General features: G+C 38.7%; 13 protein-coding genes and 1 pseudogene. 10 read left to right on the plus strand and 4 right to left on the minus strand.

Going from position 1 to position 13,727, the window contains the following annotated elements; translation table 11 throughout:
• Both FTT98_RS01035 and FTT98_RS01040 read left to right on the plus strand, forming a co-directional pair.
• Positions 1 to 111 (plus strand): annotated as a pseudogene (locus tag FTT98_RS01035) (IS701 family transposase); the annotation flags it as partial.
• Between the two features lie 56 nt (positions 112 to 167).
• On the plus strand, positions 168 to 827 hold the full coding sequence (locus FTT98_RS01040; RefSeq protein WP_180040273.1) for an SOS response-associated peptidase family protein: 660 nt from the start codon (positions 168 to 170) through the stop codon (positions 825 to 827).
• A 21-nt stretch (positions 828 to 848) separates the two neighbouring features.
• Here the strand turns inward: FTT98_RS01040 and FTT98_RS01045 are convergent, their stop codons facing one another.
• Positions 849 to 1,313 carry a MarR family winged helix-turn-helix transcriptional regulator gene (locus FTT98_RS01045; protein ID WP_078193646.1) on the minus strand — a complete coding sequence of 155 codons (465 nt, stop codon included), beginning with the start codon at positions 1,311 to 1,313 and terminating at the stop codon, positions 849 to 851.
• A gap of 616 nt (positions 1,314 to 1,929) precedes the next feature.
• Here FTT98_RS01045 and FTT98_RS01050 point away from each other — a divergent pair.
• The 3 genes from FTT98_RS01050 (at position 1,930) to FTT98_RS01060 (ending at position 5,131) form a co-directional block, all read left to right on the plus strand.
• Positions 1,930 to 3,450, plus strand: a complete 1,521-nt coding sequence (locus FTT98_RS01050) for a transporter associated domain-containing protein (protein ID WP_180040254.1) — start codon at positions 1,930 to 1,932, stop codon at positions 3,448 to 3,450.
• A 381-nt stretch (positions 3,451 to 3,831) separates the two neighbouring features.
• Positions 3,832 to 4,560, plus strand: a complete 729-nt coding sequence (locus FTT98_RS01055; protein WP_180040256.1) for a hypothetical protein — start codon at positions 3,832 to 3,834, stop codon at positions 4,558 to 4,560.
• Positions 4,561 to 4,579: 19 nt separating this feature from the next.
• Positions 4,580 to 5,131, plus strand: a complete 552-nt coding sequence (locus FTT98_RS01060; RefSeq protein ID WP_180040258.1) for a hypothetical protein — start codon at positions 4,580 to 4,582, stop codon at positions 5,129 to 5,131.
• 99 nt (positions 5,132 to 5,230) lie between these two features.
• On the opposite strand, the gene thiM is transcribed toward FTT98_RS01060, so the two are convergent.
• The 3 genes from thiM to FTT98_RS01075 all read right to left on the minus strand — a co-directional run bounded on the left by thiM (position 5,231) and on the right by FTT98_RS01075 (position 7,682).
• Positions 5,231 to 6,100, minus strand: a complete 870-nt coding sequence (thiM, locus tag FTT98_RS01065; RefSeq protein WP_180026863.1) for a hydroxyethylthiazole kinase — start codon at positions 6,098 to 6,100, stop codon at positions 5,231 to 5,233.
• Positions 6,101 to 6,111: 11 nt separating this feature from the next.
• Positions 6,112 to 7,269: a hypothetical protein gene (locus tag FTT98_RS01070; protein WP_111885041.1), complete on the minus strand. Its 1,158-nt coding sequence runs from the start codon at positions 7,267 to 7,269 to the stop codon at positions 6,112 to 6,114.
• A 149-nt stretch (positions 7,270 to 7,418) separates the two neighbouring features.
• Positions 7,419 to 7,682 carry a hypothetical protein gene (locus FTT98_RS01075; protein WP_111885040.1) on the minus strand — a complete coding sequence of 88 codons (264 nt, stop codon included), beginning with the start codon at positions 7,680 to 7,682 and terminating at the stop codon, positions 7,419 to 7,421.
• Positions 7,683 to 8,177: 495 nt separating this feature from the next.
• On the opposite strand from FTT98_RS01075, the gene FTT98_RS01080 reads away from it, so the two are divergent.
• The 5 genes from FTT98_RS01080 (at position 8,178) to FTT98_RS01100 (ending at position 13,710) form a co-directional block, all read left to right on the plus strand.
• Positions 8,178 to 8,453, plus strand: coding sequence for a hypothetical protein (locus tag FTT98_RS01080; RefSeq protein WP_180040260.1), 276 nt, complete (start codon positions 8,178 to 8,180; stop codon positions 8,451 to 8,453).
• A 354-nt stretch (positions 8,454 to 8,807) separates the two neighbouring features.
• Positions 8,808 to 11,417, plus strand: coding sequence for an aminopeptidase N (gene pepN / locus FTT98_RS01085; RefSeq protein ID WP_180176873.1), 2,610 nt, complete (start codon positions 8,808 to 8,810; stop codon positions 11,415 to 11,417).
• A 332-nt stretch (positions 11,418 to 11,749) separates the two neighbouring features.
• Complete coding sequence (locus FTT98_RS01090) at positions 11,750 to 11,962, plus strand: hypothetical protein (RefSeq protein WP_180003031.1); 213 nt, start codon at positions 11,750 to 11,752, stop codon at positions 11,960 to 11,962.
• Between the two features lie 225 nt (positions 11,963 to 12,187).
• The gene (locus FTT98_RS01095) at positions 12,188 to 12,964 is read left to right on the plus strand and encodes a Rossmann-like and DUF2520 domain-containing protein (RefSeq protein WP_180040264.1); all 777 of its coding nucleotides are present in this window, start codon (positions 12,188 to 12,190) and stop codon (positions 12,962 to 12,964) included.
• A 62-nt stretch (positions 12,965 to 13,026) separates the two neighbouring features.
• Positions 13,027 to 13,710: a class I SAM-dependent methyltransferase gene (locus tag FTT98_RS01100; RefSeq protein WP_180022464.1), complete on the plus strand. Its 684-nt coding sequence runs from the start codon at positions 13,027 to 13,029 to the stop codon at positions 13,708 to 13,710.
• The last annotated feature ends 17 nt before the right edge of the window (positions 13,711 to 13,727 follow it).

The raw sequence follows: 13,727 nt of genomic DNA on the forward strand, positions 1-13,727 counted from the left end.
GAAAATGTATATCGTTGGCAGAAGAAATTATTTAGACCAATTATCAAAAGCTTCATTGATGACTTTATTCTCGATAAAAATCATCTGCTACCACAGAGAATCTTTAAATAATAGTGCGTAAGTCCTAATTTATTATAAAGATTGAATTTTTGCGGATTATGGCAAATATGTGTGCCAATTTCAAACCGATTACCTTAGCGCAATTAAAGTCGCAAAACTTGCCTGAAATCAGTTTTGAATATCCTGAGGAAGTCTATCCAAATTATGATTTACCGCTGCTCTTTAAGTCTGAGCAAGGGCTAGAGTGGCGAAAAGTGGGTTTTGGCATGGTGCCTAAATGGGCCGAAGACAAATCTATTGCACTAAAAACCTATAATGCCCGAAATGAAACTTTGTATCAAAAGCCGTCTTTTATCAATGCGATCTCAAAATGTAAGTTTGGCGTAATTCCAGTGTCTGAATTTTATGAGTCTATGTATATCGACAATAAACCGCAGCGTTGGAGTGTTAAACGCAAAGATGGAGAAGCGTTTTATATCGCTGCCTTATATGACATTTGTCGGCAAGGTGATGAGATTGTACGTTCTGCAACCATGATTACGATGGATGCTATTCAGCATGAGATGATGAAACACTTTCATGAGCCAGGTAATGTAAAACGCTCAGTGATTGTGATTCCGCATGCACGATTAGAGGAATGGCTGAGTTGGAAATCACCGAATATCCAAAGTTTTGTACAGGGTTTTCCTGTTGACGAATTTGAATGTGAGCATGCACCCAAAATAAAAATCGAAAAAATCAGTCCCCAACTGAACTTTTTCGATTGATACTTCGGTGATGCAGAATGCTTAGCGCGCTAAGTTTTTGAAAATGTGCTTTAAACTTTCCATGGTTTTTTCAATTTGTAGCGGTGTTAAGCCTTCAAAAGATTGTTCTAGAACGACATTCGTTAGATCGTTAATCTTTTGCGTCATAGCAGTGCCTTTATCGGTTAACACGACGCGAGTAATACGTGCATCATCTTCACAAGAATAAGTGTCTACTAAGCCTTCATCTTTTAAGCGATAAACAATTTTGGTTGTCGTCGACATTTTAGACACGACCATTTCAGATAAATCCGAAACGCTCGCATGTGGTTTAGACTTGAGTGCGAGCAGGATGCGACGACGTGAATTATCTACGCCATACTTTTTTAAGGCATGGTCGACGTTTAAAACATATTGTGAATGCACCTGAGTGACCCAGTAGAAAGGAAAATTTTCTAAACTAAAGTCATCGGTGGATGGTAAAAATTTTGAATACTTTTTTGTCATGAAGGAGTCCCCTGAATATTTGTTTTAATTTTATTTAATGTTTTAACATTCTATTGAAAAATAGAGGGTAATAGCAAGAGTTCACAATAAAAAAATAGAAAGTAGAAGATATCTCATTTTTAGATTATCTTAATAGATTATATTGATATTCTTTCCAAGCGATTAAAAGAGAATAAAAGCAAAGTTGGGTAAAGAGATAGTGTAGTGAAAATAAATAAGTTTTTAATTTGAATTGAATATTAATATTTTTTACCAAAAGGTAGAAATAAATAATTCATTAGATTTGTCATACAATCTCATACAACGTATTTAATTACATTTAATTAAAAGTCAGGTGAATTCATACTTTTTTTAAAGTGGAAGAGGAGATCTCAAAAAGTAGGTTTTAACATCTAGATGTGTATTTTATATCGCCCATTCGATTTGTAATACATTCAGCGTTTTTAACATTTTGTCATATTGTTGCTGCGAAAAAATATGCTTGAATACATTACAAATGCGCAAGATTATGCATAATGGAATGGTCTCTAGTTACACAGGTTAAATTTATGGATCCGTCGCCGTGCGTTGGTCTGATTGAAGATATTCTTACAATCCAGAATGAGGAAGAGAGCTAATGGAATTTTTGTTAGATCCTGGAATCTGGGTTGGTTTACTTACATTAATTATTTTAGAAATTGTACTAGGGATTGATAACCTAGTCTTCATTGCCATTTTGGCAGAAAAACTCCCTCCAGAACAACGTGACAAAGCCCGTATACTTGGTCTTTCACTCGCATTGTTAATGCGATTAGGATTGTTATTTGCAATCTCTTGGTTGGTCACATTAACAAAGCCCCTGATTACCGTTTTTGATTGGACATTCTCTGGTCGAGATCTCATTTTATTGTTCGGTGGATTATTCTTAGTCTATAAGGCGGTCACAGAGCTGCATGAGAAATTAGAAGGTAAACCAGAAGTTCAAGTGACAACAAAAGTGGCTTATGCGAGCTTTACAGCAGTCGTGGCGCAAATTGTTGTCTTAGATGCAGTTTTCTCTCTAGATTCTGTCATTACAGCAATCGGTATGGTCGACAACATTTATGTCATGATGGCTGCAATGATTGTTGCAATGGCTGTGATGTTACTTGCATCTAAACCGTTAACGGCCTTTGTTAACCGACATCCGACCGTCGTGATCTTATGCTTAAGCTTCTTATTGCTTATTGGTATTAGTTTGATTGCAGAAGGTTTTGGTTTCCATATTCCGAAAGGCTATATCTACTCAGGTATTGGTGTTGCGATTATCATCGAAGCCTTTAACCAGTTTAGTCAGCGTAATGCTCAAAAACACGAAGCGAAAATTCCATTACGTCACCGTACTGCAGACAGTATTTTAAAGCTGATGGGTGGACGCTTAGAAGCCGATCAAGTCGGTAATCAAGCACAAGAAACCTTTGCAGACGAAGAACGTTACATGATTGGTGGTGTATTGACGCTTGCAGAGCGTTCAGTTGCGTCGATCATGACCCCTCGTAATCAAATTTCTTGGGTTGATTTAAATGACACACCTGAGCAAATTCGTGAGCAAGTCCTTTCAGTGCCGCACAGTTTATTCCCTGTGTGTCGTGGTAGCTTGGACAAAGTGATTAGTATTGTCCGTGCGAAAGAACTTATTGATGTTCTAGATAGCGAAGATGATCTAAAAGTATTGATTAAACGTCATCGTCCGATCTTTATTTTCCAAAAAATGAAGGTGATTGATGCGATTAATACCTTGCGTACCTCTAAAGGCTCTTTGGTACTGGTTACGGATGAATTTGGTGCGGTACAGGGTCTGATTTCACCACTCGATGTGTTTGAAGCAATTGCTGGTGAATTCCCAGATGCGGATGAACAACTTGATTTGATTAAAATCGATGATGAACATTGGAAAGCTTCAGGCATGCTCGATCTGTATCAGTTAGAACTTGAATTGGAAATGCTGGATTTGATCGAAGAAGATGATGGTTATATCAGTGTTTCAGGTCTTATTTTAGATCAGACCCACGGCAATGTAGAAGTCGGTACTGTGGTTGATTTTAAAGGCATTCAATTTAAAGTCACGGCAATGGATGAAAACCGCATTAAAACGGTTGATATCTATTACCAGGCCTAATGCTCAAATATTAAAAATGACCCTAAGACAGCTTTTCGAAGCTGTCTTTTTTGTATGACTAGAAAGTATAAGAAATCCTATCCAAGGAGGCTGTAATTCACTATGTTAAAACGTATTATATTTACATGATGTAACAGTCAAAAAACGCTGCAACTTTTGGGCTTTTAGAGGGCTAAAACGATTCAAAAGTAAGAAATATTGATAGGGTTGATTTTAAAAAAGCATGAGGGTAAATAGCGATTCATTTTTAACTTGGGGTTTTAATCATCATTGATGATCTATGAATAATTTTATTTCATTTAAATACCGCTTCGGAAAACTTTATAACTAGGGACTTTGAAAAAACATCAAAGTTAATCCATTAAGAAAATGGGTGTTGGTATGGCGATCACTGAGAATATCATTGATTTTTGCAAACTCACGATTGAAGAAAAACATGAGTTGTTTCAACGGCTCTGGGAGTTTGATCAATGTATTTTTCCAACTTCTAGGATTGAGCAACTTTATCAATACATGCATGACCCAGATATTGTTGCCTTACCAATCATTCAGTATTTTGAGCAGGAAAAACTGATCGGGCAAAACATTGTGCGTATATTAAAAATTATGCATAACAATCGGCCGATTTTTATTTTTAATTCACGGGCAGGGGTATTGGTTGATTATCGTCGGAAAAACCTGACCTTAAATTCGGCGATTAAAGTGGCGATGCAGCATCAGATTCGATTTCCAGCGATTCCTATGTGGTTTGTGGCTACATTGGCACAACCAAAGGTATATACATTATTTGCCTCGCGCTCTGTTAAGTTTTATCCAAGGCATGGTGTCCCGATGCCCACTGAGTATGCGGATGTTTTAAACAGTTATAAAATCCGTCAGCATGATGTGCAGCATCGCGCTGAGGATATTTTTGTTCATCGTTGTGATTTACCGAAGGTGACGCCTGAGCAATTGGTTCGGCTACGGAAAAAATCTGATGAACATGTTCAATTTTTTATGCAGCACGTGCCAGATTATTTTGATGGCATGGGTTTAATGTGTATTTGTAAATTAAATGTTTCAACTATTTTTGAAGCAAGTATGAATCTGGCAGTTGGGCGGGCAGTTTAATGACGGACATGGATGTGTTATGCGACAAATGACGATATATCGATTATTCGGTTTCGGCGCGGCGATCTTTTTAACGGCTTGTCAGCCAGCAGAGCAAAAAGTACAGGAGCAATCGCAGAAATGTGTTGCCCCCGAAAAACTGGTCAAACAAATTTATGATCAAGAGTTGAAATTGCATGCTTTGAGTAAAGATCAACTTGCTGCCTATTTTGAGCCATCGTTAGTGGAACGTATGCAAGCAGAAATTAACTGTAAGCAGTCGCAACAAGAGTGTAATGTGGATTTTGATATTTTCACGGACAGCCAAGATCCGCAGCAAAATTCCAAAAAGGGCGTACAGCCTAAACTGAGTTTTGATGAAAATAAAAACGTTGTTCGTGCTGAGTTTAAAATTGGTGATGAAGCCAAAGTCTTAAATTATGAAATGAGTGATGGCGACTGTTCAAAAATCAAAAATATTGTCTATGCGGGGGACTATGACCTCGACATGATTTTGAGTAATCCAACAGAAACGATCGAAGATTCAGAAATGTTTGATGCCAATGCTGCAATTGACAGTACGGCACAGTAAATTTTTTGTCGCATATTAATTAGTACAAAACAGTATGAATCCCTGAACAGCTTGAGTCTTTACTCAAGCTGTTTTTGTTTTTCTCAAGCTATCATAGCTTCATAGTGCATAAATTTGCATGTTGGCAAGTTGATTGAAATCATCTTCATTGAGATTATAAATTTCATCTAAAAATGCAACATTGAAACTGCCGACACTTGAGCTAATTTCATAGGCTTTTTGACCCGCAATCGCAAAGTGCAAATGTGCTGCGACCGTGCCAGCAGTTAGCGTTTCACTCACGGCGCAATAAGCCGCTGTTAACGCACCTAAAGCGCAGCCAGAAGCCGTCACTTTGGGTTGTAAGTAAGATCCACCATTAATCTGTATCACAGCATTCATTTCTTTTGATAAGATGAAATCCGATTCGCCTGAAATTGCCACACATTCACAGTGTTCTAATAAGGGCGCAGCATTTAAATAAATCTCGGCACTATTGAGTGTGCTATCGACACCGCGTGACTCACCTTGATTACCTGCAAGACCACTGATTTCTGATGCATTGCCACGGATTATGCTTGGCTTGTACTGGAGTAATTGATCAACCATTTCAGATCGCCACGGCAAAACGGGGCCATAACCGACAGGGTCAAGCACCCAAGGTTTATTTAAATTTTGTGCTGTTTGTGCAGCAATTTGCATGGCCTGCATTTGTTCAGACGTTGGCGTACCTAAATTGATATTCAATGCACTGGCAATTGAGGCAAAGCTTTCGGCTTCAAAGGGATTGTCAATCATTGCAGGAGAAGCACCCGCAGCCAAAAGGACATTGGCGACATAATTACTCGCGACTGCATTGGTGAGGATATGCACCAAAGGTTGTTTGGATTGAAGTTCAATCCACGCATTGATGACGCTTTGCAAAAGCGGGCTATTTAAGTCAGTCAATTCACTGTTCATGGTCGTTTCAAAATTTTCAGATTGATTCATCGGTTTCTCCCTTAGCGGGTGAAGTAATGGTCTTGATGTTTACAATTACGGCAGAACAGGGTCACATAATCTGCGGCATCATAATCGACAGAGAGCTCTTGTGAACCACAGTACATGCAGCGCTTTGTGGAATAAAAATTTAAGCGAGGTTCGATTTTTTTCCAAGCATGGCGTATTGGCTGCACAAAGATACTTTCATCGAGTCCTAAAAAGTTAAAGAGCAAAATTTCACTCATTTTACTAAAGGGGAGTTGTGGCGGACGAGGGAGGGTAAAAGTTTCCCATTTTTCCTGTAAGCCACGTTCACGGTATTGCTGTAAGGTCTTTTTTAACAGATTGGTGTTAATGAAATTTTCATTACGAACTTGCAGGGCTTTTTGTTTATGTAGATATTCGAGTGCTGACTGAATCATATAATAAATCTGCCCAACCGCTAAATGGTCGAGTAGGCGATAACAGAACACTTGAAAGCTTTTATTCCCTGCAATTTGAATACCCCATGTCTTACAGTAAAACTGCATGAATTGCACAATTTCTTGAAAAAGTAGGAGATACAAGCATTCTTTCACTTCGTCAGCACTTTTAAAGGGAACACCCAAGGCTAAATTTTCATAAAACCAATGACGGAGTTGCTGCGCTACGCTAAAAAGACTGGGCTCCGAATAGCCATCCAGACGGACATTGATATAATACTGTTCAGCTTGTAGTGCATCATCTTTCACAATCAAAATTTGCTCATGCACGAGATGCTTTTTGAGTGATTGTTGGAAGAAATAATTCGGGCTGATGTTATGATACTTAATAGCGTCCCAGTCGATAAATTCTTGATGCGCCGTATGTTCTTGGACGTGATTATCCAATAAAGCCAGCAAAAAGAGTTTCTGTAAAAAACTCAGTTCACTTAATTCACGTTCAACGATATCTTTATTTTTGAGTTTACGCTGTTCTTGTAAACGGGTTTCTTTCAGTAGTTTTTTTCGCGCAGCCTGACAGTTTTCACAATGACAGTTGTATTGCTGTTCTGGAAATATTTGATGATGACAGTGGCTACACTGATAAAAATTAAATTCTTGCTCATCTAATTTTTCAGCATCTACCCAATACATAGATGCACGACACAACGGGCATTGCGTACTTTCATCCATTTGTTTGCGTAGAATATTGAACATGTTGCCAGCGTTTCTTGAAAGGTTAAATTGATTATACACATCTCTGTTTAAAGACGGGTTTGCAATTTCAGTTGCAGCAGCTCAGGCGAGAAGTCGACAAATAAAAAAAGCTGCATAGTGATGATGCAGCTTTTAGTTAGAATGGATTATTAATAGGCGGCTGGGCATGGGATCGATTCGTCCTCCTCTCCAACTTGTTTGGCTTGTATTAAGGCTTGCACTTTTTTAGACGCGACTTTTTTAGTGCCTAATGCACTATATGAGTTAAGTAATGAACTGACCTCAAAGGCTTTGAGTGGAATCCCTTCGCAAGTCATAAACATTGCAATTACTTGATGGTCGATATTTGCAGCATCAAGCGCTTGCAGGGTCTTCATATTTTCAATACGGATGATGTGTTCTTTAATAAACATAATGCACCTCTTTTTGTTTTAGCCTGATGATTTTGCTTTTGGCAATTAAGTAGATGCAAAACGCATGCTCAAATGTTTTGAGTAGACATTTTAAAGCAGATAAACTTTATAATTATTTACTAAGATATTGAAAATAAATTATTAATTTAAAAGTAACAAAATAATATTGATGCGTATGGCTATGTCTAATGAATTCTCAAAATGCTTAAACTGTTGAAAAAGAAACATCTTGGTGCATCGTTTAAACAGAAGTATGCAATCAAATACAAATTAGAAGATTGATATGAATTACGTACTAAGGTGCTTTTTGGAAGGAATCACCTAAGCGATTGGATTTGAAAAGTATATTTGTATATATTGAGCTTATAATTTTTAATGATCTAGGCTTCTAGGATTGAAACCAAGCGGAATCTACTGAACTTGATACACAGCATGATTCAGCTGGATTTCTAAAGGTTTTGATCTTTTTTTATCCTTTCTTTGTATGGAATACATATGTCAGACGCACTTAAAAACAGCAATATCACCCGTATGCAATTATATAAGCAGCCACAGGGTACGGTTGGTGCGCTGATTATTGGGCATGATCAAACACTGGAAAAGACGATCGAGTTATTGAGCCTGGCGCAGCAACATCAAGTATCTAAAATTTATGTGGCGGGTGCGACGGAAGAAATTCAGCAATTCCTCACCTCAAAAGTCACGGCATTTCAATTTTACTTTGCTGCAGACTATGACAGCGCGCTCGATTTAATTTTCGAAAATCAATAATCCTCTAAGTCTTAAGCAGGAAAGTTTGAGCGTAATAATTTGAAGGTACAGAAGGATATAAAGCACCTGTACTTTCTCTTTCTAGTATATAGGTGCTTTATTTATTTGAGGTAGATAAATAATTTGCATATTGCAGTAGCTGTACTCAACTCGGGCATTTATTTTGCTTAAACATGGCGAAAATATGTGCCAGCCTTTAAATTATTCAATAAAGATGATTGAAAACAACATGCGCTGAGCCCATATATAAATCATTGTAAATGCGAAGACAGCTTATGCATCTTGTCGTATGATCAAGTCATTCACAATGTGTTCAAAAAGCTGATGAGCAATAACTAAGGAATAGGACGAGATATGAACATTGCGGCAAATCCAGTGGTCGAAGCAGACCAAACTGTTTATTTAAAAGATTATCAAAAACCATCATTTGTCGTAGATAGTATCGATCTAGATATTCAAGTCTTTGATGACCATACCAATGTAAATGCAAAATTAGTGATGCGGCGTCAAACGGCAGGGGATTTGGTGTTATTGGGTCGTGATTTGGAACTCAAATCAATTCACTTAAATGGTCAAGTCTTGCCAGCAGATGCCTATGTTGTAGATGCAGAACAACTGGTGATATCAAATGCACCTGACCAAGCTGTCATTGAAACCGAAGTCGTGATTCATCCTGAAAGTAATACTCAACTCGAAGGCTTATACCAAGCGGCAGGCGATCTATTCGTCACTCAAAACGAGCCTGAAGGCTTCCGTAAAATTACCTATTATCCTGACCGTCCTGATGTGCTATCGGTATTTACCACACGTGTCGAAGCGGATAAAAAATTCCCTGTATTACTTGCCAATGGTAATTTGATTGAAGCGGGTGAAACCGGTGAAGGTCGTCATTATACCGTTTGGCAAGATCCAACCAAAAAACCATCGTATCTTTTTGCTTGTGTGATTGGTGATTTGGCGGTACTTAAAGACTCTTACGTGACGTCTGAAGGTCGTAATGTTGCTTTAGAAATCTATGCAGAAGAAAAAGACATTCCAAAATGTCATATTGCGATGGAAGCTTTAAAGCACTCGATGCGTTGGGACGAAGAACATTATGGTCGTCCTTATGATTTAGACAATTATATGATCGTGGCAACCAGTGCATTTAATATGGGTGCAATGGAAAACAAAGGCTTGAATATTTTCAACACCTCTTGTGTGCTTGCTGATGAAGAATATACGACTGATGCTGCGATCATGCGCGTTCAATCGGTGATTGCACATGAATACTTCCATAACTGGACGGGTAACCGTATTACCTGTCGTGATTGGTTCCAACTATGCTTAAAAGAAGGTTTGACGGTATTCCGTGATCAGTCGTTCTCAGAAGATTTACAATCTGCTGCGGTACAACGAATCGATGATGTTGCAGTATTAAAAGCACATCAGTTCCCAGAAGATTCAGGCCCGCTTTCGCATCCACCGCGTCCAGATCATTTTGTTGAAATTAATAACTTCTATACCGCAACAGTGTACGAAAAAGGTGCGGAAATTAACCGCATGATGGCGACACTCTTGGGCAAAGAAAAATTCCGTGCAGGTACTGACGAATATTTCAAACGCCATGATGGTCAAGCTGTGACTGTTGAAGATTGGGTGGCAGCACTGACAGCGGGTTCAGGTGTGGATTTATCGAGTTTCTTGATTTGGTATAACCAACCGGGTACACCAAAACTTGAAGCAAAAGGTGAGTACGATGCTGCAAATCAAACCTATACTTTAAGCTTGAAACAAAGCTTAAAAGCTCATCCGAAATATCCAAATTTAAAAGCTGTGCCTATTCCTGTGGCTTTGGCATTGTTTGATGCGACGAGTGGTGAACAGTTAGTTCTCAGCTCAGATGCATTGGTTGAAAATGGCATCAAAGATGGCGTGTATTTATTTGATACCGATACTGCAACCATTACATTTAGCGGTGTAAAAACTCAGCCTGTTGTTTCTTTACTACGTAACTTCTCTGCACCTGTTAATCTTGAATTTAACTATTCAGATGAAGAGCTTGCATTCCTTCTGCAGTATGAAACCAATGGCTTTAACCAATGGCAGGCGGCGCAGAGCCTGGTCGAAAACATTCTGCTGAAAGATCATGATGCGCAAATTTATTTAGATGCGATCAGTTCGCCTAAGCTGCTGCCTCAATTGGTCTGCAAAGATCCGTTATTGGCTTCACGCTTGCTGGATGTTCCGGCTGAGGGCTATTTGGGCAGCCGTATTGATGAGAACTACAATCCAGCCATGATCCAAGAAAAGCGCAATGCTTTACTTACCGCTGTTGCATTGTCATTTACCGGTTTCTGGAAAAATATTTATCAAACATTAGAAGCGCCTGCAGAGTTCAGTCAGGCAATGGGTGTGCGCGCGCTGAAAAATATCGCTTTGAATATGATGGCGCGTCAGGGGGATAAGTCAGTATTTGATTTAGCCTTTGAACAGTTTAAAACCACGCAAAATATGTCTGAACGTCTTGGTGCTTTAAAAGTATTGGTTTGGAATGATGCACCACAAGCACAGCAAGCTTTAGAAGCCTTCTATACACGCTTTAAAAATGAAGCTTTGTCGATGGACCAATGGTTTATGCTGCAAGCTGCACATCCGAAAGCAACTGCGGAAACTATCAAGGCACTAACTGCTCATCCTGACTATGACTTGAAAGTACCGAACCGTATTCGTGCGGTTACAGGCGGTTTAAATAGCAATCCTGTCAACACATGGAGCTTTGGTGTACAGCACATTGTTGAATTGGCAAAATTCCTCGATGAGAAGAATCCAATTGTCGGTTCACGGTTACTGCAAATTTTGTCCCGTTGGTACACTTTGGCAGAACCGCAGCGTAGTGAAGTCAAAGCAAAACTTGAAGCACTTAAACCTGTTGTGAAATCGAAGAATGTGTCAGAAACATTAAACAGTATGTTGAGTGTTTAATCGTTCAACCACATTGTACGATTGATTTGAGTTAAATCAGTCGTACTGAAATGAGCCTATTGCCATGGCTATGGCAGCAGGCTTTTTTATATCCAGTCTTTTTATCCAATCTTTAGCTAGGATTGAAAATCAATCATGTTTAGATGACTGGAACTGAATGATTTTCTCTAATTATTCATTTAAATTGCATAATAATTGCAATACAAATCACATAATGGCGTTACAATGATTTCGGTTTATCCTATTTATAACTGTATGCGGTAAGGCATCCAAGTTTATGAATGTTTAGATATTTTTATCTATTTCATTATGCAAGATTTTTGAGGCGAGTCATGTTAGTTAAGGTTGATGATGGTTTTTATTTAAACTCACATCATATTATTGCAATTCGGATTAATAGAGATTTGCTTGATACCTTTGTTGTTTCGGTAGAATACACACCGAACAGTGTGCAAAACACAGGTGTATTTGAAAAGAAATTCAATGCGCGCCGTGACGCAGAACAATACCTACAGACTCTGAATCAAATCATTGGTAAATCGTAAAAGCTAAAGTGCATATCGAATATTGTCTAGATTGAAAGCGATATGATATGCATTAGACTTAGATTGACGTCTAGCAAAAGGGATGAAACGCATCCCTTTTTTTGTGCTTATCTGAGCGAAACTAATGTGAAGAATTGAAAATAAATCATTCTATCGATACAACTCGATTTGCACGTCCGATATTTTCCTGACATGCTGTAGCCATCGAAAATGAGTTAAAACTATATGCGAATCAGTATTGTGGGTGCAGGTCGTGTTGCACATCATTTGCTCAAAGTACTTCATCCACAACATCACATTGTGCAAGTTTATGCGCGAAATCTTGATAAGGCAGAAAAACTTGCAGCAAGTGTAGGTGCCGAAGCCATTCATACCCCAAATAAGTTGAATGCTGAGACTGATCTTTTGATCATTGCGGTGAGCGACCAATCGATTGCAACCGTTATTCAGCAAGTTACAGCCTATCTGCCACAGGTTTTGATCGTGCATACTTCAGGTAGCACCAATATCACGGTACTGACCCAGCAGCATTTGCGAGCAGGGGTGTTTTATCCTTTACAAACCTTTAGTTTAGATCGAGATGTGGACTGGACGTCTACACCGATCTTTGTAGAAGCCGCGGATTCTAAAGATTTGAGGACACTAACAGATTTAGCAAACAGCATGAGTCAAAGGGTTTATCAATATGATTCGGCACAACGTTTAAGTCTGCATCTTGCTGCGGTGTTCGCATGTAATTTTAGTAATTATTGTTATGACATGGCAAAGCAGGTTGTCGATGCAAAATACGTCGATTTTAGCTTGCTTTATCCATTGATTTTAGAGACAGCCAATAAAGCGACTCAGGCTGAACCGCGTAACATGCAAACAGGCCCTGCAATGCGTGGGGATCAAAATATCATGCAGATGCACGCCAATATGCTTGAGCAAGCGGATCAAGTCGATCTGAAAGTGGTCTATGAAATGCTGAGTCAGCAGATTTTTGAGCATCATCAGAAATAAACAATCTATAAAGAACAATGAATATTTATTAGCATAGAAATACATGTCAATCAGGATGTTACATGGCAAAAGATTTTAATAGCCCACAAGTGGTCGAAAGTTATGATGCACATATACGTAAATTAATTCCCGGTTATGAACTTGTCCATCAACAGATTCAGGCGGTGTTAAATTGCTATGTCGCTGAAGATGCCCATGTACTGATCATTGGATGTGGGACGGGCTATGAATTGGGCTATCTCATGGCCTTGAATCCAACATGGTCATTTACCGTTACAGAATTATCTGAAAATATGCTGAATCAAACACGGCAAAGTGTTGAAGCTGCTGGACAGTTGCATCGCGTCAAATTTGTTTTGGGCAGTCACACTACTTTTGAGCAGGCGAGTTGTTTTGATGCGGCGCTGAGTATCTTGGTGACGCATTTCATTCTGTTGTCAGAGAAAACTAACTTTTTAGCAAAAGCTTTTGAATTGCTTAAACCGCAGGGCATTTTTGTAAGTTTTGACTTGATGCAAACTCATTCGAATTTTGAGCAGCGTGTCCTACCTGAATTTTGCCAAATGCAAGGTTTATCTGCTGTACAAGCGACAAAAATGATGCAGCGTTTAGAGGATGATTTTGAACTGATTAGCCAGCAGCACTATCAAAATTTACTAACGGAAATAGGCTTTGATCAAATCCATTGTTTCAGCCAAATCTTTAGCTATGCAGCTTACAGTGCTTTTAAAACGTCTATAGATTAAAAATATAAAAAGACCAA

Origin of the sequence: Acinetobacter sp. YH12039 (genome assembly GCF_013420015.1) — a bacterium.
Taxonomy (GTDB): domain Bacteria; phylum Pseudomonadota; class Gammaproteobacteria; order Pseudomonadales; family Moraxellaceae; genus Acinetobacter; species Acinetobacter amyesii.

What these genes read in the sequence shown, in the direction of transcription:
- FTT98_RS01090 (WP_180003031.1), top strand. Translation starts at nt 11,750, where the DNA reads ATGTTAGTTAAGGTTGATGATGGTTTTTATTTAAACTCACATCATATT.
- FTT98_RS01045 (WP_078193646.1), bottom strand. Translation starts at nt 1,313, where the DNA reads ATGACAAAAAAGTATTCAAAATTTTTACCATCCACCGATGACTTTAGT.
- FTT98_RS01055 (WP_180040256.1), top strand. Translation starts at nt 3,832, where the DNA reads ATGGCGATCACTGAGAATATCATTGATTTTTGCAAACTCACGATTGAA.
- pepN (WP_180176873.1), top strand. Translation starts at nt 8,808, where the DNA reads ATGAACATTGCGGCAAATCCAGTGGTCGAAGCAGACCAAACTGTTTAT.
- FTT98_RS01070 (WP_111885041.1), bottom strand. Translation starts at nt 7,269, where the DNA reads ATGTTCAATATTCTACGCAAACAAATGGATGAAAGTACGCAATGCCCG.
- FTT98_RS01080 (WP_180040260.1), top strand. Translation starts at nt 8,178, where the DNA reads ATGTCAGACGCACTTAAAAACAGCAATATCACCCGTATGCAATTATAT.
- FTT98_RS01050 (WP_180040254.1), top strand. Translation starts at nt 1,930, where the DNA reads ATGGAATTTTTGTTAGATCCTGGAATCTGGGTTGGTTTACTTACATTA.
- FTT98_RS01100 (WP_180022464.1), top strand. Translation starts at nt 13,027, where the DNA reads ATGGCAAAAGATTTTAATAGCCCACAAGTGGTCGAAAGTTATGATGCA.
- FTT98_RS01095 (WP_180040264.1), top strand. Translation starts at nt 12,188, where the DNA reads ATGCGAATCAGTATTGTGGGTGCAGGTCGTGTTGCACATCATTTGCTC.
- FTT98_RS01075 (WP_111885040.1), bottom strand. Translation starts at nt 7,682, where the DNA reads ATGTTTATTAAAGAACACATCATCCGTATTGAAAATATGAAGACCCTG.
- FTT98_RS01040 (WP_180040273.1), top strand. Translation starts at nt 168, where the DNA reads ATGTGTGCCAATTTCAAACCGATTACCTTAGCGCAATTAAAGTCGCAA.
- thiM (WP_180026863.1), bottom strand. Translation starts at nt 6,100, where the DNA reads ATGAATCAATCTGAAAATTTTGAAACGACCATGAACAGTGAATTGACT.
- FTT98_RS01060 (WP_180040258.1), top strand. Translation starts at nt 4,580, where the DNA reads ATGCGACAAATGACGATATATCGATTATTCGGTTTCGGCGCGGCGATC.